General features: G+C 62.7%; 20 protein-coding genes and 1 pseudogene. 17 read left to right on the plus strand and 4 right to left on the minus strand.

Annotation, left to right across the window (positions count from 1 at the left end):
• Positions 1-106, plus strand: a pseudogene (locus tag VJS38_RS18665) (IS5/IS1182 family transposase); the annotation flags it as partial.
• Positions 107-190: 84 nt separating this feature from the next.
• On the opposite strand, the gene VJS38_RS18670 reads toward VJS38_RS18665, so the two are convergent.
• A complete protein-coding gene (locus tag VJS38_RS18670; protein ID WP_324089674.1) occupies positions 191-1138 on the minus strand; it encodes an LLM class flavin-dependent oxidoreductase in 948 nt (315 codons plus the stop codon).
• Between the two features lie 523 nt (positions 1139-1661).
• Between VJS38_RS18670 and VJS38_RS18675 the strand changes: the two genes are divergently transcribed.
• The gene (locus tag VJS38_RS18675; protein WP_324089675.1) at positions 1662-1853 is read left to right on the plus strand and encodes a hypothetical protein; all 192 of its coding nucleotides are present in this window, start codon (positions 1662-1664) and stop codon (positions 1851-1853) included.
• Here VJS38_RS18675 and VJS38_RS21035 read toward each other — a convergent pair.
• Positions 1850-2095, minus strand: a complete 246-nt coding sequence (locus VJS38_RS21035; protein ID WP_414692466.1) for a transposase — start codon at positions 2093-2095, stop codon at positions 1850-1852. The genes VJS38_RS18675 and VJS38_RS21035 overlap by 4 nt on opposite strands.
• On the opposite strand from VJS38_RS21035, the gene VJS38_RS21040 reads away from it, so the two are divergent.
• Positions 2028-2300 (plus strand): DinB family protein, encoded by a 273-nt coding sequence (locus VJS38_RS21040; protein WP_414692467.1) that lies wholly within the window; start codon positions 2028-2030, stop codon positions 2298-2300. The genes VJS38_RS21035 and VJS38_RS21040 overlap by 68 nt on opposite strands.
• Here VJS38_RS21040 and VJS38_RS18685 read toward each other — a convergent pair.
• Positions 2280-3260 (minus strand): NAD(P)-dependent oxidoreductase, encoded by a 981-nt coding sequence (locus VJS38_RS18685; RefSeq protein WP_324089653.1) that lies wholly within the window; start codon positions 3258-3260, stop codon positions 2280-2282. The genes VJS38_RS21040 and VJS38_RS18685 overlap by 21 nt on opposite strands.
• Positions 3261-3628: 368 nt before the next feature.
• Here VJS38_RS18685 and VJS38_RS18690 point away from each other — a divergent pair, with 368 nt between their 5' ends.
• Complete coding sequence (locus tag VJS38_RS18690; protein WP_324089654.1) at positions 3629-4567, plus strand: NmrA family NAD(P)-binding protein; 939 nt, start codon at positions 3629-3631, stop codon at positions 4565-4567.
• Positions 4568-4685: 118 nt separating this feature from the next.
• Here the strand turns inward: VJS38_RS18690 and VJS38_RS18695 are convergent, their stop codons facing one another.
• Positions 4686-5705: an NADP-dependent oxidoreductase gene (locus VJS38_RS18695; RefSeq protein WP_324089655.1), complete on the minus strand. Its 1020-nt coding sequence runs from the start codon at positions 5703-5705 to the stop codon at positions 4686-4688.
• Positions 5706-6127: 422 nt separating this feature from the next.
• Between VJS38_RS18695 and VJS38_RS18700 the strand changes: the two genes are divergently transcribed.
• From VJS38_RS18700 to VJS38_RS18760, 13 genes are all read left to right on the plus strand, one after another.
• Positions 6128-7042: a VOC family protein gene (locus VJS38_RS18700; RefSeq protein ID WP_324089656.1), complete on the plus strand. Its 915-nt coding sequence runs from the start codon at positions 6128-6130 to the stop codon at positions 7040-7042.
• A gap of 32 nt (positions 7043-7074) precedes the next feature.
• Complete coding sequence (locus VJS38_RS18705) at positions 7075-7890, plus strand: glutathione S-transferase family protein (RefSeq protein ID WP_324089657.1); 816 nt, start codon at positions 7075-7077, stop codon at positions 7888-7890.
• Between the two features lie 24 nt (positions 7891-7914).
• Positions 7915-9324, plus strand: coding sequence for an aldehyde dehydrogenase family protein (locus tag VJS38_RS18710; protein ID WP_324089658.1), 1410 nt, complete (start codon positions 7915-7917; stop codon positions 9322-9324).
• Position 9325: 1 nt separating this feature from the next.
• Positions 9326-10759 carry an aldehyde dehydrogenase family protein gene (locus tag VJS38_RS18715; RefSeq protein WP_324089659.1) on the plus strand — a complete coding sequence of 478 codons (1434 nt, stop codon included), beginning with the start codon at positions 9326-9328 and terminating at the stop codon, positions 10757-10759.
• Positions 10760-10799: 40 nt separating this feature from the next.
• Positions 10800-12557, plus strand: a complete 1758-nt coding sequence (locus tag VJS38_RS18720) for a thiamine pyrophosphate-binding protein (RefSeq protein ID WP_324089660.1) — start codon at positions 10800-10802, stop codon at positions 12555-12557.
• A 25-nt stretch (positions 12558-12582) separates the two neighbouring features.
• Positions 12583-13350 carry an SDR family NAD(P)-dependent oxidoreductase gene (locus tag VJS38_RS18725; RefSeq protein WP_324089661.1) on the plus strand — a complete coding sequence of 256 codons (768 nt, stop codon included), beginning with the start codon at positions 12583-12585 and terminating at the stop codon, positions 13348-13350.
• 127 nt (positions 13351-13477) lie between these two features.
• Positions 13478-15106 (plus strand): FAD-dependent monooxygenase, encoded by a 1629-nt coding sequence (locus VJS38_RS18730; protein ID WP_324089662.1) that lies wholly within the window; start codon positions 13478-13480, stop codon positions 15104-15106.
• Positions 15107-15116: 10 nt separating this feature from the next.
• A complete protein-coding gene (locus VJS38_RS18735; protein WP_324089663.1) occupies positions 15117-16754 on the plus strand; it encodes a fatty acyl-CoA synthetase in 1638 nt (545 codons plus the stop codon).
• An 870-nt stretch (positions 16755-17624) separates the two neighbouring features.
• On the plus strand, positions 17625-19820 hold the full coding sequence (locus VJS38_RS18740) for a TonB-dependent receptor (protein WP_324089664.1): 2196 nt from the start codon (positions 17625-17627) through the stop codon (positions 19818-19820).
• 54 nt (positions 19821-19874) lie between these two features.
• Positions 19875-20405 (plus strand): cupin domain-containing protein, encoded by a 531-nt coding sequence (locus VJS38_RS18745; RefSeq protein ID WP_324089665.1) that lies wholly within the window; start codon positions 19875-19877, stop codon positions 20403-20405.
• A gap of 65 nt (positions 20406-20470) precedes the next feature.
• Entirely contained in the window at positions 20471-21685 is a 1215-nt protein-coding gene (locus VJS38_RS18750) for a cytochrome P450 (protein ID WP_324089666.1), read from the plus strand.
• A gap of 161 nt (positions 21686-21846) precedes the next feature.
• Complete coding sequence (locus VJS38_RS18755) at positions 21847-22968, plus strand: alcohol dehydrogenase catalytic domain-containing protein (RefSeq protein ID WP_324089667.1); 1122 nt, start codon at positions 21847-21849, stop codon at positions 22966-22968.
• A 106-nt stretch (positions 22969-23074) separates the two neighbouring features.
• Complete coding sequence (locus VJS38_RS18760; RefSeq protein ID WP_324089668.1) at positions 23075-24784, plus strand: acyl-CoA dehydrogenase family protein; 1710 nt, start codon at positions 23075-23077, stop codon at positions 24782-24784.
• The last annotated feature ends 10 nt before the right edge of the window (positions 24785-24794 follow it).

Genomic DNA, 24794 nt, shown 5'->3' on the forward strand with positions numbered 1-24794 from the left:
CAACCGGCGACTGGCCAAGGACTTCGAGGAGACCATTGAAAGCTCCACCGCCTGGCTCCTAATGGCCTCCGTTCAACTCATGGCCCGACGGATCGCAAACCCATGATGTCCCTCGAAAACATTATGAGTCAGACTCTAAGAGCTGCGCCAGGGTTCGGCTCACTTGCCCGGCGTCGAAGCTCGAACCGTATTATTTCAGCCGGTCAATGACCCCGGCTAGGAGCCTCAAGCTCTCCCACCCCAGCTCGGGCGGCATGCCGGCGAGCAGCGGCGCGAACATCGCCGAGGCGCCGGGTGCCACCTCCACGGGCGCTCGACGCACGAGGTCTTCGGGGGTCATGACGTTGAACATCCGGCTGTGCTTGAGCGTCTCGAGGTCGTCGCCGATGCCGTGGTACGGTGAGTTGGGCTCCTTGGCGTTGTAGCGGGTCTGCGCCGCGGCCATGTGCCGGATGTGCAGCGCCAGCCGGCCCCAGGCCTCCTGGGGGTCGCGGGTCAGCTGGATGTTCATCAGGCCTCGGGGATTGCCCATATGGCGCGGCTCGCGACCGAGGCGGCGGCATTCGGCGACATAGATGTCAAGGATCTCCGGGCGCATCGGCTGGATGCCCACGTCGAATCGGGCCGCCCGCTTCGCCGTCGCCTCGACACCGCCGCCGATGAGGATCAGGTTCTCGGGCGCTTGCGCCGGCAGCGGCCGCACAAACACTGGCCGGCCGTTCAGCACGAAGCGCTCGCCGCGCAGCGCGCGCAGGATGATTTCCACGCCTTCGTCCATCAGCCTGGCGCGGTCCTTCAGGGAGACGCCGAAAGCGGCGAACTCCTCCGCGAGGCGTCCAGCGCCCAGCGTAATCCGCGCGCGCCCTTGACTCATCAGGTCGAGCACCGCGATTTTCTCGGCGACGTGCACCGGATCATGCAGCGGCAGCTGCACGGCGCCGATGGCGATGCGGACGCGCTTGGTGCGTGCGGCGATCCCTCCGGCCAGGACGAAGGGCTGCGGCAGGTAGTTGTCCTCCGCACCGTGGTGCTCCATGAGCGAAATCGCCTCGACGCCGATTTCGTCGGCGTAGGCCGCCATGTCGAGAGCCGTCGGATAGATTTCCTGCGGCGAGGCTCCGAAAGACGGCGACCTCATGTCGAACGACAGACTGGTCTGAACCCTGCTCACCGTTGAAATCTCACAGATGCGCCAACTATCAGGCGGCTTTATCCGCCGCTGATCTCCTGTTGCACAAGGATGTTCTGCAAGAAACCGTTCATATCTGTAGTTACGGATTTCATGCCGCCTGGCGCGGCCTGCGACCGCGACCGCCGTCAGATCCTGCCTCTGCCCGAAAGCTGAGCTGGTGACTGAGGGAGGAAGGACGGCGGCCTTCCTCCCGGCGGTTCAGTTTGAGGCAGGAGCTACGCGGGTTACGCGCGACCTGTTACTGTGGCGAGCGACAGGGACGGCTATCAGCCGCTCGGCGCTCCTGCACATCCATAGCCATGGCGGTTTCGGTTGGCCGGATTTCAGCGACGTGGATTTGAAGAGCGGCCGTGAATTCGTTCTGGGGTTCTTCCACTCGGTGCCGCGGATGCCCCACGGCATGCTGGCCTTGAGGGCGTTGTCAGCTCAAACTCATGGGCGGTAACCGGGGCGCTGTAGGTCGGCGACCATGGCCAAGTCCGACGACCCGTTTCGCTGGTTTGACTCCTCGCCCGAGGTGATCCGGCTGGTGGTGATGATGTACGTCGCCGCCACCCGCGGCTACCTCGAGGCGCACGGCAAGCCGGTCGCCTTCTACAGCGATAAGCATTCGGTGTTCCGCGCCAACAAGACCGGGCTGACCGGCGACGGCATGACCTAGTTCGGCCGCGTCGGACATCGCCTGCTGCTGTCGCCGAAAAGGCGTCCTCGGCCAGGTCGAGATCGCGAAAGCGTGCCGCTAACGCAGCAATCACCTGCCCCGCTGCAGCCCGCGTGGCCTGGCCAAGGACCAAGCTCATTCCGCCGCGAGGCCGCGCAGGAACTCCGGCCGCTCTTGCCGGCGTGGGCCACGGCGTTCCTCATAAAGTGCACCCGGCAGCGCTGCCAGGTGGCGGCCAGCACTCGGGCGGCGGCGCTACTTCATGTCTTTAATCACGCCACCCATCACCGGGGTCAGATCAGCGCTGCCATCTCGATGCTGGGGTTCGAGTTCCAGCCGCTTGATCTGCCTTATCCGCTTTTCTCTGAACGACCTTCGTCGCCGATGCTCGCAACAGACGGGCACAACCCCCACGCCGCACCACAACTATCGGTCGTGACGGCGTAACCAGTCGACATACTCCGCAATCGCGTGACGCACAGAATAGCGTGGAGAATAGCCAAGTTCCTGTTTCGCGCGGGATATGTCCTGCCAAAGGCCATCCAGGGGTCCAGACGCCACAGGGCCAGCAGACTCGAGCCGGGACGGCAGTCGGAGCCCAAATCCTGGGGCGGCTTCGGAAGCCGCGTCTACGAAGCACTGGTAGGTCGGCGCCTCGCCGCTGCCGATGTTGTACACTGGAAAGCGAAGCGTTAGCGAGGTCGTGACGAGCGCCATGCCTTCGGCCATGTCTTTCACATAGACCTGATCATAGCCATCTTCTGCGAATGGCAAGCCGCCAGTTTGCGGCCCGAATTCAATTGTCCCTTTCGCCGCGGCCCTTGCAATTCGACTGGGAACGTTGAGAAATGTTCGGTACAGAGGGCCATATACCCCGCTGGCGCGAACGAACACGATATCCATGCCATATTGTCTGCGATAGAGGTTGCCGATGACCTCCAGCGCCTTCTTGGCCCACGACTGGACGATGTAATGATCGTCTTGCTCGAGGAGCGGCACGGTCGCATCCTCGTGAAAGGGAACCGCATCCGGCCCAAGTCCCCAGTAGGCGTCCATTGAACTCATCAGCACCACGCGAGAGACCGCGCTGAGCCGCGCGGCTTCCAGAATGTTGACGAGCGCTCCGGAACGAAAAAGAACATCTTTCCCTGGCGCAAGGGCTTTCGGGGGATGCCCTGTAAGGTCCACGACCGTGTCCGGCTTATATTTCTCCGTAACGCCCGCCACCGCCGCTGCATCAGTCACGTCAACCTGCTCAACATAGACACGCCGGGCCGCTATTTCGTCGGCGAGAAAAGCTGGCGCGTGGCCTCGGGAAGACGTCACCACTACGTCCGCGCCGCGGCTGAGCAGCGCCTTCGCGACGTGCTGACCGATGAATCCTGACCCGCCGTGAATGAGTATCATCGGGCGACCTCGCCCGACTGCATTTCGTCCAGATCTTGAGCAATCATCCTGGCGCCCTTCTCAGCTTCTCGTATTTTATCAATTACGCTCCGCTCGCCTGAACCGGTGTCCGCTGGACGCCCTCGCCTGAGCGCGGCCAAGTCGACCCACCGGCGCGCGGCGCCGCCCGACCGCGCTGGCGAATTCAGGCCGCCCCCCTTTTTTACGCGCCAACAATTGTTCGACAACGGCAAAAGTGATGAACTGCTCATTTTTATCTTCGGCCGCGCGCTTTTTCGATGTAACGGTTCGTCGCGATCCACCCCCCCACACCGGCGGTTGCGCGACACTTGCGCTGGGTGCGGTCGGCTCGCTCACAGGGATGATCAATGTCCTACAACAACAAGCCGATCCCCAAAAGTATCCTCATCTTCGGCGCCGCGGCGCACATTGGCGGTCCGCTCGCGGCGTTCCTGCTGCGGGAGGCGCCGCCAATCCACGTGCGGCTGGCGACTCACTGCGCGGCCAAGGTCGATGCGCTGCGAAGTTTGTTTCCGTCCGCCGAGGTCGTCACCGCCGATTACTTCGACGGGGCGTCGCTGCGGGCGGCGGTTGACGGAATGGAGGGCGTGTTCGTAATTGCGCCAAGCGGAACGGATGAGCAGCCGGCGATGACCAACCTGGTCAAAGCGCTCGAGGCGTCCGGCAGCCTCGTCCACTTGATCCGGCTCGTCGGCCTCCAGCCCGAGGCCAATCCTCGCAGGGTTCCGCAGTCGCTACGCGAACAGCGCCTCAATCTGCCGGTCCAGCATCCCATCGCAAAGCAGATACTCGACGCCAGCGGCCTGCCGGTGACCTACCTGAACTGCGGCGCGACCTTCATGGACAACTTTCTCGTGTTCGGCATGCGTGACGGCCTGCGGCGGGAGCGGAAGTTGATCTGGCCCGAGCGGCTCATCCCCTGGATCGATCCGCGCGACGTCGCCGAGGTCGCCGGGCGGCTGCTCCTTTCGGACAATCACCGTCATATCGGCCAGTTCCATACGCTCAACAACGGCCACGACCTGCTGCGCTTCCATGAGGTGGCCGAGCTGATGAGCGAGGCCTGGAATGAACCGATCAGCTATGACGGCTCGAAGGAAAGCTTCTTCGCCAGTTATCCGCAGATCGGGCCGCGGCTGCAGGTCCTTTGGGACTTCTTCCAATACGAGCAGGACAATGAGGTGGTATGGGCGCGCAACGACTTCGTAGAGCGCACGCTCGGGAGGAAGCCTACGACCCTGCGTGATTGGCTCATCGAGCATCGTGACGCGGTGCTCGGCGCCTGAGGCCCGGATCCGCCAGTCGGCCGCATCGGTGAACCCGGCGATCTCGCCGGCGCGGCCGTCTTCCCAGCATCGCAGGCAGGGAGCTATTTGACCGGCCGGCCAGCCATGCAATCCGCCATCAGGCTATCTTCAGGATCATCTTCCCCTGGTTCGTTCCGTCGAACAGCCGAAGGAAGGCCGGCAGTGCGTTTTCGATACCTTCTTCGATGTGCTCGTCGACCCGCAGCTTGCCCTGCTTCACCCAGTCCGCGAGCACGGGGATCGCTTCGCCGATGCGCGGCACATAATGAGTCAGGATGAAGCCTTGCATCCGCGCCCCCTTGACGATGAGCTGCCAGAGGTTCCGCGTCGGATAAGGGTCTGAATTATACTGGCTGATAAGGCCGCATATCACCACACGGGCGCGCTGATTGAGAGCCAGCAGCCCCGCGTCGAGGATCTCGCCGCCGACATTTTCGAAGTGAACGTCGACGCCGTCTGGCGCCGCCGCTCGGATCGCCTCGGTGAGCTCTTCGGGCGACTTGCCGCGATAGTCTATTGCGGCGTCGTAGCCATAGTCGCGCAGCAGCCGATCGCATTTGGCGGGGCCACCTGCAATCCCGATCGTGCGGCAGCCCTTCATCTTGGCGATCTGCCCGACAAGGGAGCCCACGGCGCCGGCGGCGCCGGTCACCAGCACGGTCTCGCCGGCCTTGGGCTCGCCTCCCTCGAGCAACGCGAAATACGCGGTGAACCCGACGGTGCCGACAGCCGAGAGATAGTTGGTCACTGAGAGAACCGCGTCGGGGTCGACGCAGTTGGTGAACCTGCCTGGCCCGCCGAGCGAATAATCCTCAATCGCGTTCATGCCGCACGCCCATTGGCCAACCGGATAATCGGGATTGCGCGATTCAACGACCATGCCGACGGTCAGCGCGCGCACCGGGTCTCCGAGTTGAATCGGCGGGACGTACGAGGGCCGGTCATCCATCCAACCCCGCATCGCCGGGTCAAGCGAAGCATAATGATTGCGCAGCAGGAACTGGCCATCGGCGAGAGGTGGGAGCGGTTCCTCGAGCAGCTGGAAATCAGCGGCCACCGGCATACCCTCCGGCCGGCGCACGAGCGCGAAGCGCCTGTTCAGGCGGTTTGGCGACATAGAGCTCTCCTGATCGGTCCGCAGGGCTGCTCCCTCGGCGAGTTAGGCCGGAGCGCCGCACTATAAGAGCGCATATGACGTAAGCGTCAATTTTGATTGTGACGATTACCGGAGATGACGCAAGGGAGGCAGCGCCAGTTCCAGCTTACCATGCCCGACGCCTGCGCCGCATCGGCGCCTTGTCCGGCGGCCGATCCTCGAGACGGCGAGCTTGCGGGTGAGGGCCTTCGGCCGCCCGCGCGCCCAATGCGCCCACGCGAATCTGCTCAGGCGGGACCCGCCTAAGCCGCCAGTCCCCTAGTTGGCGAGATTTCACAAATATGACGATACCATCATTTTTAATTTGATACACCAAAACTATGCGCTTACTAAAGGCGCGGTGCGCGGGCCCTTGGCGGCTGTCGCGGCGGCGGGAGAAGGTGATGACCGTTCAGAGTCTCGGATACTGGGGTTTTGAGGTTTCGGATCGCGCAGCCTGGCAGCGGCTTCTCGTCGACGGGCTAGGGCTGATGCGGTCGGAGGACGGCGTCGACGGCGCTCATGTCTATCGCATCGACGCCTACCAATCGCGGCTCCAGCTGTATGAAGGCCTTCGGGACGACATTAGCTTCATCGGCTGGGAAGTCGGCGGCCCTGCTGAACTTGCTGCGTTGAGCAGGCGGCTCGAGCAAGCGGGCTACTCGATCGAAATCGGCGATGCTGCGTTATGCCGCGCGCGCTTCGTCGAGGAGATGTTCACTGTGCTCGATCCCGATGGGGTCCGCACGGAGCTCTTCTGGGGCCCGCGGATTGCGGTGCAGCCGTTCTTTTCATCGCAGGCGCCCGGGGGTTTTGTCGGCGCGCCGAATGGGGCCGGCCACCATGTGATCGTCGTACGCGATCACAAAAAGACCTTGGCCTTCTACCGCGACCTGCTCGGCCTGAAGCTTACAGACTATATCCGATCGGACGAGGACGGACGGCCGAAGGTTCTGGTCACCTTCATGCATTCGAATCCGCGGCACCATTCCCTCGCCTTTGTCGAAGCGCCCTTCAAACCGAAGCGCAAGATGCAGCACTTCGCGCTTCAAGTCAGGGACATGTCGGCGGTGGGCCTGGCCTACGACCGGCTGCTCGCCGCCGATACTCCGATCGCCATGACACTTGGCCATCATCCGAATTGTCAGTCATTTTCCTTTTACGTGAGGTCCCCATCGGGGGTGGATATTGAATATGCCTGGGGAACGATTGACGTCGATGACTCCACTTGGGTTCCCAAAACTTATTCTCAGCTGAGCGACTGGGGTCACAAGGTTGGATTGGATCTGATCGAGGCGGACGAGCCCGTCGGCGTCTGAAACCGGCTAACAGCCAAAAAAAGGAGCGCCGAATGGAGCTGCCGATACTCTATCACTTCGCCTATTCGACCTGTTCTCAAAAGGTACGGTTGGCTCTTGTTGAGAAGGGCCAGGCATTCGACTCGCGCGAAGTCGACCTTCTGACGGGGGAGCAGCACAAGCCTGATTATGTACGCCTGAACCCAGACCACCTCGTGCCGACAATGGTCCACCGCGGGGAGGTGCTGAGGGAATCCACGCTGATCAACGCCTATGTCGATGACGCGTTCGAAGGCCCTGCCTTACAGGCCGCCGACCCCATCATGCGCTATCGCGCGGCGGCTCTCATTCATGAGGTCGACAGCAAGCTTCACGGCAAGGTGACGGGCGTCTTCTCGCACGGCGTCCTGACGCGGGCACTGGTTGGGGCTCGGCCGCCGGAGGCGATCGAGGCGTACCTTCAAGCCATACCCGATCTGAACGAGCGTCGACTACGGGCCAGCCTGATCCGGCATGGCGCGCAGGCGCCGGAAATGGCTCCCGCTGTCGCGACGATGGTCGCCTTCTTCGCCCGCCTCGAGACCTTCCTCGAGCAGCAGCGGTGGTTGTCGGGCGACGCCTTCGGATTGGCTGACATCTGTGTGATTCCCTACGTCTCCCGCATCGCCGAGATCGGGCTTTCCGCCTTCTGGAGCGGCGGAGTCGCTCCCAGCGTGGAGGAGTGGATCGCGCGCACGATCGCCCGTCCCAGCTTCACCACCGCAGTTTCCCAATGGTTGCCGGAGCCGACCGCCGAAATGTTCCGGACCGTGGGCGAGCGAGCCCGCCCGGAGATCGAGGCGATCATCCACGAGGCCCAGAGGCGCTGACAGGCACGGCAAAGGAGACGGGCGATGACCTACAAGATGCTTGTTGACGGGGAACTGCTGGACAGCGCCCTGCGTCTCGACGTGGTGAACCCGGCCACGGGCGCTCCCTGGGCCTCTGCGCCGCGCGCCACCGCGGGCCAGGCGGAACTCGCGGTTGCGGCCGCCAAGCGCGCCCAGCCTGCGTGGGCGGCGCTGCCGATCGAGCAGCGCCGAAAGGTGTTGCTGGCGCTCGCTGACCGGATCGAAGCCGACGCAGACACCTATGCACGGACGATCGTGGCCGAACAGGGCAAGCCGCTTGCCGAAGCGAATTTGGAAGTCGTCCACAGCTGCGCGTTTCTGCGCGCCTTCGCTGGCATGACGCTCGAGCCCGAAGTCCTGCAGGATGACGCGGCCTATCGTATCGAAGTGCGCCATCGCCCGCTCGGCGTCGTTGTGGCGATCACGCCGTGGAACTTCCCGCTGCTGATCGCGGCCTACAAGCTCGCGCCCGCGCTTCTGCTGGGCAACACCTTCATCCTGAAGCCGGCCCCGAGCACGCCGCTGTCCGCCCTGTTGCTGGGCGAGGCGGCCGCGAGCTTGACCCCGCCCGGCGTCGTCAACGTCATCGTCGACGACAATGACCTTGGACCGCTCCTGAGCACCCATCCCGACGTTCAGAAGATTTCCTTCACCGGATCGACGGCGACGGGGCGCAAGGTGATGGCCAACGCCGCCTCCACGTTGAAGCGCCTGACCTTGGAACTGGGCGGGAACGACGCGGCCATCGTGCTCGAAGACGCAGATGTCGCTCGCGCCGCTGCCGGAATTTATGGCGGAGCTTTCTTCAACGCGGGCCAAGTCTGCATTGCCGTCAAACGCGTGTACGCCCACCGGAACGTCTATGACGCGCTGTGTGACGCTCTCGCCGCGCTGGCGCGCCAGGCCGTCGTGGGCGACGGCTCGATGCAGGGCGTGACAGTTGGGCCGCTGCAGAACGAGCAGCAGTACGCCAAGGCGCAGCACTACATGGAGATCGCGCATCGAGACGGCACGGTCATCGCCGGAGGCCAATTTCGCGATGGGCAAGGCTTTTTCGTCCAGCCCACCATCGTGCGGGATATCGGGGCCGACAGCCCGCTCGTGACTGAGGAACAGTTCGCGCCGATCCTGCCAGTCCTTCCGTATGCCGATCTCGACGACGTCGTGACTGAGGTGAACGCCGGCGAGTACGGCCTTGGCGGATCGATCTGGTCGAGCAACGAGGCGAAGGCGACGGCCCTCTCCGAGCGCCTGACGTCCGGAACCATCTGGATCAATCATCACCTTCACTTCGCCCCGCATGTTCCCTTCGCCGGGGCGAAGCAATCGGGGTTGGGCGCGGAGTTCGGGGACGAAGGGTTGGCGGAATTCGCGCAGATGACCGTTGTCAGCCTCGCGCGCACGGCAGCCTGAAATGACCGGCATTCATTTCAACTGGGTAGGCGGCTGCGAAATTCCGGCCGTGGATGTAGCCCCGAATATCAACCCCTCTGATCTCGCGGACTGCGTTGGAGAGTTCGCGCGGGCTGACGCGGGCCAAGCGCACGAGGCGATCGCCGCCGCGCGCGCCGCATTTCCCGGCTGGAGCCGCAGCACGCCGCAGCAGCGGGCTGACCTTCTCGATCGCGCCGGCACCCTGATCCACGAGCGGCGGGCGCAATTGGGCGAATTGCTTGCGCGCGAGGAAGGCAAGCCACTGAACGAGGCGACCGGCGAGGTGATCCGCGCCGCACAGATCTTCAAGTTCTTCGCCGGCGAACCGTTGCGTCCGGGCGGCGAACTCATGCCGTCGGTTCGACCCGGCGTGGATGTCGAAATCAGTCACGAGCCTGTCGGCGTGATCGGCCTCATTACGCCCTGGAACTTCCCCATCGCCATCCCGGCGTGGAAGATCGCGCCCGCGCTCGCGTTCGGCAATTGCTGCATTCTGAAGCCCGCCGACCTGACTCCGGGCTGCGCGCACGCGCTCGTTGCGATCCTCCAGGAAGCAGGCGCGCCGGCGGGCGTGGTGAATCTGGTCATGGGACGGGGATCGGTCGTTGGTGACGCCCTGGTCGAATCCCCCGACGTGGACGCGATCAGCTTTACCGGATCGGTCCAGACCGGCCGGGCGATTGCAGCGCGATGCATGCAGACCGGCAAGCGTGTCCAATGTGAAATGGGCGGCAAGAACCCGCTGGTGGTCCTCGACGATGCGGATCTCGACACGGCTGTTTCGGTTGCGCTGAACGGTGCCTTCTTTTCCACCGGGCAAAGATGCACCGCCTCCTCGCGGCTCATTGTGACGGAGGGCGTGCACGACGCCTTTGTCGACCGGCTGCGCAGGGAGATGCTCACGCTCCGCGTCGGCCATGCGCTCGATCCCGACACGCAGATCGGCCCCGTCGTTGACGAGCGGCAACTGCAGCAGGACCTTGACTATATCGCCATCGGCCACGCGGAGGGCGCGGAGGTGATCGGGGGCAGCCGGCTCGACGCGCCGACCGCCGGCTTCTTCCTGCAGCCCGCGCTGCTGGTCGGCACCGCGCCCGGCATGCGGGTGAACCGGGAGGAAATCTTCGGCCCGATCGCTTCGGTGATCAGGGCGGCCGACGATGACGAAGCGCTCGCCATCGCGAACGATGTGGAGTTCGGCCTGTCGGCGGGCGTCTGCACGACGTCGCTGGCGCGGGCGCGCCGCTTCAAGCGTGATCTAGAGGCCGGAATGGTGATGGTGAACTTGCCGACCGCAGGCGTCGATTACCACGTCCCCTTCGGCGGACGCAAAGGCTCGAGCATCGGGCCGCGCGAGCAAGGCGGCTACGCGCGTCAATTCTACAGCATCGTCAAGACGAGCTACGTCGGTTGATCGCCGTCAGGCATCACCTTCGAGCAACGGGAGAAGCAGTATGAACCCTTCCACCGTCGAGGCGGGCGCCATTGCCCGCGCGACGCCCCCTTCCCTTCGCAGCGACGGCGGCTCTGCTGTCGTCGACGTCCTCAAAGCGGCCGGAATCGACACCATCTTCTTGCTCCACGGCGGGCATATCGACCCGATCCTTCTTGCGGCGGAGCGGGAGAAAATCCGCCTGGTCGACACGCGCCACGAAGCTGTGACCGGCTATGCGGCCGACGCATATCGCCGGATGACCGGTAAGCTGGCGGTGAGCCTGAGCACAGCCGGCCCGGGCTTCACCAATGTGCTGACCGCCATCACCAGCGCGTGGCTCGACCGCATACCGGTTCTCTTCATCGCCGGCGCGCCGCCGTTGCGGGACGTGGAAAAGAACGTTCTCCAGGGGGGCCTCGATCAGGTCGCGATGGCGCGGCCAGTTACGAAGTGGGCTGGTCGGGCTACGTCGGCCGACACCGCCGTCCGGCTGACGGCACACGCCATTCGCACCTCCCTCTCGGGCGTCCCGGGGCCTGTCTATCTCGAATTGCCGATCGACGTCCTCTTCGACGACGCCCCAGCGTCTGCCGCCGAGGGCGTTTCGTTCGCCCGCGCTGCGGCGCCCGCGCCTCAAGCGCAAGCCCTGGAGGCGGCGATCGCGCTGCTGAGGCAGGCCAAACGCCCAGTCGTCATGGCCGGCACCGGCGCGGTGCTGTCACGCTCTGGGGAAGCCCTCGCGGCCTTCGCCAGTCGAGCGAACATTCCAGTGTTCACCAACGTCAAGGCGGCCGGCATTCTGCCGCCCGGCCATTCACACGCCTGCGGCACGTTCTCGGATATCGCTCGCTCCAAGCTCGCGCCCGACGTCGTGCTCCTCTTCGGTGCGCGCACCGGGATGTATACGGGCGGAGCGACCGGCATCATCCCGGAATCGGCGAAACTGATCCAGGTCGATGTCGACGAACGCGAAATGGGCCGCGAGCGCCCAGCCGACGTCGGCATTGTCGCCGATTGCCTTCTCACGGCCCAAGCGCTGGCAGACGCGGCTGTCGAGTGGCCCACCCGCACTGAATTCCTGGCTGAAGCGCGCGCGGCCCGGAACTGGATTCGGCAGCGCTTCGACAACCTGCGCGGCCGTCCGGGCGCCCCGGTTCATCCGTTCCAGGCGGTCGACGCGCTCCGGGGCGTCATCGACGAGAACGTCCTGGTCATCAGCGATGGCGGCGACACGAGCGGTTGGTGCGAAATCGGGCTTTCCGACCTCGCAGGCGCGCCAGGCAGCTACGCCTCCGTAGGCTACCTCGGCAACCTCGGAATGCACCAAGGATGGGGCATCGCTGCGCAACTGGCCTTCCCCGAAAAGCGTATCATCTGCGTCACTGGCGACGGGTCGCTCGGTTTCCAGATCATGGAATTCGACACCTATGTGCGCCACCAACTCCCGATCGTGACAATTGTGCTCAATAACGCCGCTTGGGGGATGAGCATCTCCGGTCAGCACGCCATGTGGAAGGGCAAGGACCTGTCCGTCCGCCTCAGGCCTACCCGCTACGACCTCGTTGCCGAGGCGTGCGGAGGATATGGCGAACTGGTGAGCGACCCGGGCGAGCTGGAAGCTGCATACCGTCGGGCCTTGGCCTGCGGAAGGCCCGCCTGCGTCAACGTGATGATGGAAACCGACGCAAGGATCATGTCGCCGCGCACCGAGGCCATGATCATCTCGATGGGTGGGGATGAGGTCATCATGCCCTACTACGACAACCTGAAGAAATAGCACATTTTACTGGAGGCCAGACGAGATGGATCTGCAGTTGAACGCAAAGCATGCGCTGGTCTTTGGCGGATCACGCGGCATCGGTCTTGCGATCGTTGAGGCTTTGATCGCCGAAGGGGCGCGTGTCAGCTTTTGCGCCCGAAACCCCGATGAAGTGGCGCTCACCGTTCGCCGATTGCAGGCACAGGGCGCTGATGTTCACGGCGCCGCCGTCGATTTTTCGGATCGCGCGGCGACGGCCGACTGGATTTCAGCGAGAGCCGAAGCAGGCGGCGTCGACGTCGCGATCCTTTGTGTGAGCTCGCTTGCCCTCGGCGCAACCGATGAGGATTGGCATAAGGCGATCACCACCGACATCAATGGCGCGGTGGGTGCAATTCATGCGCTTCGGCCCCATCTTGCGCACTCCGCCAGCCGTCACGGAGATGCTGCAATCGTTCAGATCTCGACCACTGCCGTCTGCGAGACCGTAGTCACCGCGGCATACGGTCCAGCAAAGGCGGCCATCGCACATTATTGCAAAGCTTTGGCCCGGGAGCTCGGTGCCCAAAAGGTTCGCATCAATACTGTTTCTCCGGGCATGGTGTATTTCGAGGGAAGTTTCTGGCACAAGGTTGAACAAGCTTCGCCAGAGCGCTTCGCCATCGCGCTCGGCCGTAATCCGACCGGCCGTATGGCCAGCGCCGATGAGGTCGCTACCGCCGCGGTGTTCTTGGCGAGCCCGAGATCTAATTACACGACCGGCGCAAATCTCACCGTCGACGGGGCGCTGACCCAGATGGTTCATTTCTAATTAATACCGAAACACGCGGGCCTAAGATCTCTTATCTAACGTATTCGCCTGAATTGGGAATGGGGAACAGCGCGCATTCTGCGCGCATAATCTCGCTCCCAACGCACCAAAAGCGGACCAACCTGATATGATTGAGGACACATTCGTCCTGATTGTGGGCGGGGGCCCCGTCGGACTTACGCTCGCGCTCGATCTGGGGAAGCGACGCATTCCGGCGATCCTCGTCAATGAGTACACCGAGACCGCGCGCCATCCGAAGTGCAACTATATCAATACGCGGACGATGGAGCATTTTCGTCGCCTCGGCGTCGCCGACGAGGTCAGGAACAGCGGACTTGCCAGCGATTTTCCGCGCGCAGTCGCCTACAGAACGCGATTTTGCGGCTTTGAGCTGGGGCGCATCCCGTTGTCGTTCCTCGCGCTGGAGGAATGGCCGGGCCCTGAATACCCGCTCAACATCTCCCAGCTCGTCGTCGAACCGATCCTGAAGCATCACGCCGAGCAAATGCCGGATGTCAGCGTCAGGTTCGGCTGGCGGCTGACGTCGTTGGATCAGGCTGACGACGGCGTCGAAGGCGTCATTGAAAACGTCGCCACCGGAGAGCGCAAAAGCATCCGTGCCCGCTACGCGGTGGGGTGCGACGGCTCTCGGAGCGTGGTCCGGAGCGTGATCGGATCTGGTTTGTCCGGCGAGGATGGTTCCGCAGTCCGTAACTTTGTTTCGGGCACCATGCTCGCCTATTTCTTCCAGTCCGAAAACCTACTGGCGAGCGCCGGCCACGCGCCCGCGGTCATGACCTGGATCATCAACCATGATGCTCGAGGATACATCATGTCGCAGAATGGCCGGGACAGGTTTGTCGCGCATTTCCAGGTGCCCGCAGATGTGGATTGGCGGACCCTCGACAGCTCGGATGTCCTCAATCGGATGCTCGGACCAGGTATCGACTATAGCATCATCTCTCAGGGGCCCTGGACGGGCGGCCTTGCCCTCATTGCCGACCAATATGCACAGGGCAACATCTTCCTGGCCGGTGACGCGGCCCACCTATTTACCCCACTCGGCGGGTTCGGCCTGAACACTGGCGTCGGCGACGCCATCAACCTCGGTTGGAAGCTGGCCGCCGTCCATGACGGCTGGGGCGGCGCAGGGTTGCTCGAAACCTATGAGGCCGAGCGCCGGCCGATCGGCGAGCGGAACTCCCGTATTGGTGTGAAATGCGCCGCGCGCAAGGATCACTGGGAGATCCCAGCCGATATCAACGAGCCTACGGCTGATGCGGAAGCCAAACGAAAGCATCTTGGCGCATATATCGAAATCGATGATCGTGAAGAGTACGCGACAATTGGACTTCAGTTGGGCGAGCGCTATGCTTCTTCGATCATCCGCCGAAACTCTCTGAAGGAAGCGGCCCCTGATCCATGGGACAATTATATCCCGTCTGACGCGGCCGGGGCCCGCGCGCCGCATTTCAGCCTGCCCGATGGGCGCTCTTTGTACGACGAGTTTGGCGATGGGTTTTGCCTTGTCGCTTTCGGATCTGCGGATTGTTCGAATCTCGAGCACGCCGCAGCGGAGCGCAGCGTGCCCATGAGCGTGGTTAGGCTCGCCGCGCGGCCGCGGGACTATGACCATGACCTCGTCTTGGTCCGCCCCGACCACCACATCGCATGGTCAGGCGACCGCCTGCCGGCGGACTGTTTCGACCTGATCGACCAAGTCCGCGGCGCCTCGGCCTGCAAGCGCCACGCCTGAGGCCCGATTCATGGAAAGCACGCCAGCCCGACGCCACTCCCTTTCAACCATGCTTAGGCGCTCTACGGCCCGGCATGGAAAAGCCACCGCTATCGCCTGTGGCGAGGTCGAATGGAGCTACGCTGAGTTCGACAATGTCGTTGACCGCCTTTCGGCCGGACTGGCCTTGCGGGGCGTCGAGCAGGGAGACCGAGTTGCGATTTGCGCACGCAATAGTCACGCCTTCATGGCCGTGCGGTTCGCCGTCGCGAGACTGGCGGCCATTCTCGTGCCGGTCAATTTCATGCTCAAGGCGGAGGAGGTTCGCTATGTTCTCGAACACTCCGGAGCGCGCGTTCTGTTCCTCGACGCGACCACGATCGACGTCGGCCTGGAGGCGGCGGCCGGCTGTGTAGAGGCCATTTACGGACTTCCGGGCGAAAAATGCCCCGCCCCTGATGCAGAGCGAGCGCCCAATTGGGAAGCTTTGCTCATTGAAGCCCCGCGCCGCTCGGAGATCGCTGATCAAGCGGATATTGCGCAGATCATCTATACCAGCGGCACGGAATCTCGACCAAAAGGCGCGGCCCTTTCTCATGGCGCGATCCTTTGGCAGTACCAAAGCTGCATCGTCGATTGTGAGTGGACTTCCGAGACTGTAGCGCTTCACACAATGCCACTGTTCCATTGCGCACAGCTGGACGCGATGATCGGACCTGCGCTCAGCGTTGGGGCGAAGAACATCATTACTGCGCATCCGAGTGCGGAGAATATTATCGGGCTTTTGGATCGCTACAAGATTTCGTCGTTTTTCGCGCCGCCGACCATCTGGATCGCCCTTCTCCGTTCGCCCTTGATCGAACAGCGCGATTTTTCGCATCTCACAAAAGGCTACTATGGCGCATCCATAATGCCGGTTGAGGTAATCCGGGAGTTGCGGCGCCGCCTGCCCAAGCTCCGCCTGTGGAACCTTTATGGGCAGACGGAGATTGCGCCGGTCGCGACCATCCTCTTCCCAGAAGAGCACGCTCAACGCTTGGGTTCCGCGGGGCGTGCGACGCTGCATGTCGAGACGCGGGTCGTCGATGAAAACATGTGCGACGCTGCAGTGGGAGAGGTGGGTGAAATTGTTCACCGCTCACCGCAGCTCATGACGACTTACTGGAACGATCCCCAGCGGACAGCGGAAGCCTTTGCGGGGGGCTGGTTCCACAGCGGGGATCTGGCGGTCGCCGACACCGATGGATATCTCACAATTGTCGACCGCAAGAAGGACATGATTAAAACCGGCGGCGAAAACGTTTCATCGCGGGAGGTTGAGGAGGCGATCTATCGATGCCCCGAGGTCCGGGAGGTCGCCGTAGTCGGGCTTCCAGACCCGAAGTGGGTGGAAGCTGTCACTGCATTCGTCGTGAGGCGCGATGGCTCATCGTGCGATGAAGAAACCATAATTAACCACTGCTCGACGCATCTCGCTGTCTTCAAGGTGCCAAGGCGTGTGATTTTTCTTCAAACACTGCCTAAAAACGCAAGCGGAAAAATACTTAAGCGTGATTTGCGCCTCCTCGCGTATACGCCTTCTCTTGAAGATACGTCGCTGTCGAGATCTGCAGAATTTAATTCGGCAATCAACTCTAATGATCCGGACTACGACAATCGACACCGATAGATATTCAATGTCCGAACGATAATAACAATGGCCTAAACGCACGGTCGCAGGAGGAAATGGGACATGCTGAAGCCTGCCGCAGACCTATACCCCATCATAAAGGGCCTCTTGAACTGCGTTGGTGCAATTGCCGCCCGCTAGCGGGCGGCGCGGAGAGCGAAAGCGCCGTTGAAAGGGAAGCGGCGTGCCACGCACCGGCTAACCGCCCGCAAAAGGGGTTGGTATTCGTGGAGCCCGGACCGCCACCTTTTGAAAAGCCCCATAAAGCAGAGCCTGGCTTCGCGGCCAGGGCCTTGTTGAACAGGCGGGCGTCGGGGGCCATCGCGCTCTCGCGGCTGTCCTTAGCGTATGTCTCACCGCGGAAATCGCGCTCACGGTTGCACCAGGGTGCGAGCGGCCTGCCCGGACCGTCCTTGGGGCGGAAGCTTCTGATTGCCGCGTAGGCCTCGAGGCGCCTGCCGGACCTGCCTTCTAGACCCCGCAGCGATGCCCGAACTCATGGCGCGGCGCCACAGCGGGATGGCCAGCGCAACGGAAGAGTCTTCCGACGATGCGCCGATTTACTACACCACCGCCTGGTCCGCGCCTCTGTCGTCGGTGAGCGCCCCCGCCCCTGCCTGGAGGTGAGTACCCCACGGCGGGTTGACGGCTCGTCGCAGCGCCTGCCGCCCAAAAGGCCGCGCCGAGGTCTCGATATAAATATGACGCCTTCTTCATAAATGCATTGTGGAACCAGTTTCGCGGCATTAAGGTGCGCTTATCGCCTGCGAGCTTTGAGGCGGGCCATTAATATGCACGTCGGCTAGGCGGATCCGATCCACGTATCGGGAAACCCAGGCACGGCAGTGCACAGGCTTCTTGGGGAGGAAAATGAAGAAGTCGCCGAAGTTGATGCTGTTGCTCTGCACCACTGCCGCTGGAGTCGCCAGCCTCGCAACGGCGGGTCACGCGCAGACTCAAGCCGCACAAGCTGAAAACTCAAAGGATCCGAACGCGACGCTTCAAGAAATCGTCGTTACAGCGCAGAAGCGCAGCGAGAATCTGCAGGACGTTCCGATCGCCGTTAGCGCCGTGAATGCGCGGCAGCTTGAGGCCGCCGGCGTCACCAACATTGTCGATCTGCACGTCACCGTTCCGACGCTGAATTCCGCAAGCGCGGTCGGCCAGTTTACCAGCACAATCCGGGGTGTCGGGTCTTTCAGCTTCGGTCCCGGCATCGAGTCTCCGATTGCACTCTATATTGACGGCGTCTATTTGGCTTCGCCCCAGGCAAGTGCACTGTCGCTGAACAACATCGACTCGATTGAGGTGCTCAAGGGGCCGCAAGGTACCCTGTTCGGACGCAACGCGACGGGCGGGCTCATCCAGGTGACGACCGCCAAGCCCTCATCCGAGACCCACGAGAAGCTATCGCTCAGCTACGGAAACTACAACACCGTGGAGGGTTCGGCCTATATCTCCGGGCAAATCGCCGACGGCCTAGCGGCGGATTTTGCGTTCCATGGCAAGAATCAAGGTGAGGGTTACGGCAAGAACATCACAACCGGAAGCGACACAAACAAGCTCTATCACGATATTGCGCTTCGTTCAAAATGGGTCTGGCGGGGCGACACCACTACCGTCACCCTGATCGGTGATTATTCCAACGTCCGGGACAACCTAAACACCTTCACGAACTTCCCGGGCAAGCTTTCTGGCTTCATCCCGGGCCGGATTAATCCCGACCTTGGCTATGATACCGAATCCAACCGCGAGACGCTGCATAAGGGCTGGTCGGCGGGAGGGAGCTTGCGCATCGAGCATGATTTCGCGGCGGTGCGCCTTATGAGCATCACCGCGTATCGCAAGCAGCAATATGACTTCAAAGAAGACCTCGATTTTACCGCGGAAGATCTGGAATGGCTGACGCAGCGCCAAATTGATCGGCAGATCAGCCAGGAAGTTCAGCTTGCCTCATTGAACCCGGGCCGCCTTCAATGGACCGTCGGCCTATTTTACTTCGATATGGAGAGCAATTATCCGGGCTTCATGCTTGGCCGACAAAACCTCGACTTTACCCAAATTGGAATTAACAACAATCAAAAAGCGCAGTCCGAGGCCGCCTTTGGACAAGCTACATACGAGGTCCTAAAAGACACCCATCTCACAGTGGGAATGCGCTACACTGAAGAGGTGCGCAGGGAAGTTGGAGCCGAGCTTAACCTGACGCTCTTCCCCCCGGCCTCCTTCCCGTCGCCAGTTCCCGTGACCATACCGATCGCGTTTCCCGACCGGAAAATTAAGTTCGACAAGGTTACATATCGTGCAAGCCTCGATCATCGCTTTTCTGACGATGTTATGGCCTACGTCTCCTACAATAAGGGGTTCAAGGCGGGTGGCTTCAATACCATCAACCCTGGTGATCCCCCTTTTCGGCCGGAATCCTTGGATGCCTACGAAGCTGGCATCAAAGCGGAGCTTCTGGACCGACGACTTCGGTTGAACCTTGCCGGCTTCTACTACAACTACGCGGACATGCAGGTCCCAAAAATCAACGTCGCTACGCTTAGCATTATCAATGGCGCCAAGGCGCGGATTTATGGGCTGGATTTGGATCTTACCGCGGTCGTCAACAAGTCTGTCACTCTGACTGGTGGGATCGGCTGGATCGATCCCACGTTCACGAATTTCCCGGTCTGTCCCGTCTCCTCGCCCACGGGAGGCGTGCCGGAGGCCAATGGGAACTGCACCGGAAATCAAGTTCCGTTCGCGTCGAGGTTCGTTGGGAGCCTCGCTGGCACTTACACCCGGACCCTGGGAGCAGGACAGCTCGAGGCGAGCGGAAACGTCTACTACAATAGCGGCCTCTACTACGAGCCCGACAACGTGTTGAAGCAGGGGCCCTACACCCTGGTGGGGGCGTCGATCAAATGGACGTCCGACAAGGGCGGATCGGTCGGTGTTTTCGGCAAGAACCTAACGGACCGGCGCACCATCTCGTTCGCCGCGACCCAGGGCGGCGGAAACCAGACGGTCAGTTACGCCGAGCCGCGGACCTTCGGGGTGGTCTTGGGATATGAATTCTGACGCGCCCATAACGAAGCCGCCGGCGCGACGAGCAATTAATTTCAGGAGGAACCGTTGTCTCGTTGCGTTGTGACCGGTCACAAGGACGGCAAATCGATATTCGTCGCCGACGGCCCGGCATCTGATGTCATCACGTTCTTCGCCACGCCCGATATGGTAGTCACCAAGATCTGGGCGACCTCCGCGTCGCCCAGCATCAGCGAAACCGCCGCTGGCTTGCGGGGAAGAAGCTTTCTACCCGCGCTCGCGGAGACCCGCTTCTGCGTTCTAAAATTTCCTCCCGACTCGGTCGTGTCGAGACAAGGCTTCGATCTTGCGGCAGCCGCCCAGGAGTTCGCCGAGCGGCTGCCTGAGATGGCGGCCGTCAGGGAGATGGCCGATCCTGCCATGCACCGCACGGACACGATCGATTACCTCATCGTTCTCGACGGCGAGGTCTGGTTGGAGCTCGACGACCACGAAGAGGTGCTCCTGCGACAGCACGACATCGTGGTGCAAAGCGGCACACGCCACGCGTGGCGCAACAAAAGCAACCGACCGGTGACGCTTGCAGTGGTTATGGTGGGGTCCGCGCGCGGCGCCTGAAGGCAAGGGCCGGCTACAGGTGAGGAATTCAGTCCCGCGATGAAGCCGAAGGATGGAAAGGTTCTATGATCGAAGCTCGACACACCTTTGATCGCGCGCCGACCTACGACGGCGACCTGTTTGCGCACGAGGCGCTTCAGAACCCGTTCCCGCACTATGCGGCGATCCGCGATCTGGCGCCGGTCGTTCGTTTGAGAAACCCGAACGTGCTAGCGATCGGCCGCTACGCGGACGTGCGGAAAGCGCTGCAGTCGCCGGCCATTCTGATTTCCGGAAAGGGCATCGGCTTCAATGACTTTGTGAACCGCCCCGTTCCCGAGCCGGGCATTCTGACATCGGACGGCGAGCGACATCGGAAGCTGCGGGCCGCGCTGATGCAGCAACTCTCGCCGACCGGCCTAAGGCCGATACGTGAAATGCTTCGACGCATGATCGACGAGCAGGTCGAGCGGTTCACGGATGCTGGCACCTTCGACGGCATCGCCGAAATCGCCAGGCGCCTACCGCTTGGTGCGATCTCCAAGTTGGTCGGCCTTCCCGAGGAAGACCGCGTGAAGATGCTTCGCTGGGCGGCGGCCAGTTTCAATGTCGTGGGCGTCATCGAGCGGGACGGCGCGATAATTCCAGCCCTTGCCGATGATCTGGACGCTGCAACGGAGGTCAGGGACTATTTGGCCACGCTTGATCCCAGCACGTTAAGGCCGGGATCCTGGGCGGCTGACCAATTCGAGCAGGTCCGATCCGGCGGCATGACGATCGGCGATGCGCGCTCGAGCATCCGCGCTTTTGTTTTGCCGAGCTTGGATACGACCATCTACGCCATGGGCAACCTCCTGTACAATCTCGCCCGCAATCCCGACCAGTATCAGCTGCTTCGTCGGGATTCCTCGCTCATCTCCAGTGCGGTCTTCGAGGGCGTCCGCCTCAGCGCGGTTGTGCGTTGGTTCTCGCGCGTGGCCGTCGAAGACTACGTTGCTGACGAAGTCTTCATTCCGGAAGGCGAGCGGGTCATGCTCCTCTACGGATCGGCGAACTGTGATCCCCGTCGGTACACGAACCCTGACGCCTTTGACGTGACGCGCAACCCCGTAGACCAGCTGGGCTGGGGCGCCGGCCCTCATCTTTGCGCAGGTATGAACCTCGCACGGATGGAAATGGAAGTATTGCTTGAGGCGCTGGTACAACGGGTGGCGCGAATTGAAGTTGACGAGCCAACACTCGGTGTAAACAGAGGATTATTTGGTTTCGATATGCTCCCGATGCGCATGACGTCGGCTTGAGCGAACAAATTTATCCCTGCGAGGGTGGCGTACACCAGGCATCTCTGCCCGAAGTTTGAGACTCATTGGGGAGAATAGAAATTATGTTAGAGGACGTTAGCAAGCGAAGGGCTGATATCCTGGCAGGAACAGCAGACACTGGGGCACGGAATCGGCCTACGATGCGGGCGGCGCGCTTGCATCGCGTCGGCGAGCCGCTTTCCATCGACATCGTCGAGCGCCCTATAGCGCGGCCGACTGACGTGGTCATTGAGGTGATGGCCTGCGGCGTCGTCCCGAACATGATCAACGTCCTCAACAACCTCGCCAATTGGTCTTACCTGCATCAACCGGACCTGCCGGCGATCTACGGTCTCGATGTCGCCGGCGTCATCGTGGAGAAGGGATCTCAGGTGCACGGCATGGCGGTGGGGGACAGGGTCTATGTCAACCCCGGCCGGTATTGCGGCGCCTGCCGCGCCTGCCGTTCGGGAAACACCACGGCGTGCAAGTACTACATGCTTAATGGTTATTTTGGCATGGGCGAATTGGCTCAAAAGCTCTACGACGACTATCCTTACGGAGGCTTTGCCGAATTCATGTCGGCCCCACAGTACAGTCTCGTTAAGCTTCCGCACAACGTGAGCTTCGAGACCGCGGCGCGATGGGGTTATCTCGGCACAGGTTACGCTGCGTTACGCCGTGCAGGGGTGAATATGACCAGCACGGTTCTCATCAACGGCATCACGGGCACGCTTGGCCTCGGTACGGCGCTGTTCGCGCTCGCGCTCGGCGCGCGCAAGGTTCTCGGCGTCGGCCGCAACGCTGCGCTGCTCCAGCGCGTGCGGGACCTGCACCCGGACCGGATTCACGTCCGGGCGCTGGAGGGAGAAGAATCGATCCGCGAGTGGGCGCGCTCCCTGACCGACGGCGATGGGGTCGATGTCGTCGTCGATGCGCTTCCTACCGGCGCGCCGGCCGCGTCCTTCCAGGCTGCGTTCTCCGCTTTGGGGCGCGGCGGCCGGCACGTGAACATCGGGAGCGTCTACGAGGAAGTGCCGATCAATTTCCTTCAGCTGAACAACGACTGCCAGACCATGATCGGATCGCTCTGGTTCACGACGGAGCAGGGCCAGGAGATGGCCGAATTGGCAGCGACCGGCGGTGTGAGGCTCGACGTGTTCGAGAACGAGGTGTTCGCCCTCGAGGAAATTAATTCTGTTCTCTCGGGGATTTCAAATCGTCACGGCGGATTCAGCAATTACTTGATCTCGCCTAATCCCGAAGCGCTAACTGTCAGATGAGTGATCTGCATATGCTGTACAGCAAAGTCCACCAGGACGCCGGCGCCACGAGAATAGCGTCGAGACGGCCCGTCCGGGGTTTCGCACCTCATATGGTGCAGCGGTGATGAAGGCGCCGGTTCCTCCCGCCGACCTGGCAATCGTCCTCGAGCATCTCGAGCGGTCACCCGGATACACGCGCGTACGCGGCCTTCGCCCCTCCTTCGAGGCGGCAACGCCGGAGACGGTGGAATCCCTGCTGCGGCAGGCGGCGCGGTTCGCCGACAAGGCCCTGGCGCCGTTGAACGCCGCAATGGACCGGTGCGGGTGCGCGCTCGAAAATGGCCGGGTCGTATCGAAGGCTGCAGGCCACAAAGACGCGTGGGACGAATTCATCGAGCTCGGATGGCCGCGACTGCCGCATCGTGAAGAGCTCGGCGGCGCCGGCTTGCCGCTCGCGGTCACGCTGGCAGTGCAGGAATTGTTCGACAGGGGCAGCCCAGCGTTCGGCATGCTGCCGGTGTCGCAGCGGTCGGCCGCTCGCCTGATCGACGCCTTCGGCAGCCAGGAGCAGAAGGAGATGTGGCTGGAGGGCCTGGTCGACGGAACGATCGGGGCGACGATCTGCGTCTCTGAAGCCTCCGTCGGCTCCGATGTTTCACAACTGAGGACGAGGGCCCGCGAGGCGGATGGCGGATGGCGCGTCAGCGGCGAAAAGATGTGGATTTCATTTGGGGACCACCAGCTCTCCGAGCGGATTCTCCATTGCGTGCTGGCCGATAGCGGCGGCGCGGGAGGCCCCGCGGAATTGAGCGTCTTCCTCGTCGAGGGCGGAGGCGCCCAGCCTGGCGCGGTCGCGGTGCAGCGCCTGGAAGAGAAGCTTGGCCTGCATGGCTCCCCGACCTGCGTGCTTCGCTTCGAAGAGGCTGAGGCGACGATGCTCGGCGAGCGTGGGCGCGGCCTGTCGCAGATGTTCGTCATGATCACCCAGATGCGCTTGGCGGTGTCGGTCGGAGGCCTGGCGGCTGCGAGCGCCAGCGCAGATGTCGCACTCGCCTATGCGGAGCAACGCAAGCAGGGCGGCCCGCCGCACGCCCCAGTGGCGATCATCGAACACGCTGACGTGCAGCGGCAGATCATGTCCATGGTCTCGAATGTGCAAGTGCTCCGGGGCCTGTGCTTCGCCGCCGCCAACCTGGCGGACATCGCAGACGCCGAAACCGACGAGGCGGCGCGCGCGGCCGCCGCGAGTCAACTGGCGTGGTTGCTCCCGATCGCGAAGACCTTCGGCGCAGAAACCGGTTTCGACACCGCCAGCGGGGCGATCCAGGTGCTGGGAGGCGCCGGCTACACCGCGGAGTGGCCAGTTGAGCAGATCCTGCGGGATTGTCGCATCCATGCCATCTTCGAGGGCACAACCGGCATCCAGGCGCACGACCTGGTGCTCCGCCGCCTGCTGCGCGGGAACAGCTACGAGGCCTTCATGACGGCTGCGCGCGCGGTCGGCCCCGACGAGCGCTTCTCATCCTGTCTGGATCTGCTCGACGGCGCGGCGTCTCATCTCAGGAGCCTCCCGCCCGGATCGGCGGTGATCGGAAGGGTCGCGGTCGATTTCCTTCGGCTCGCGGCGCTTGCCGCCACAGGCTGGATCGCCGTCGGGCTGCTCGCGAAGCCGGCCCACTCCCCTGCGGCGGAAGTGCTGCACGCGGCGGCAAACTATTGGCTGACCGATCTGGCGGACCGCAGCCAACTCCACCACGCCCGCATCGTCGGCTCGGCGCCTGAACTCGGCGGGATCGAGGCGGTGAGGCGGAACGCGACCCTCTCCGGCGCCTGACGACCCGTTC

The sequence above is a fragment of the Phenylobacterium sp. genome, assembly GCF_035276905.1.
In the GTDB taxonomy this organism is placed as follows: Bacteria; Pseudomonadota; Alphaproteobacteria; order Caulobacterales; family Caulobacteraceae; genus Phenylobacterium.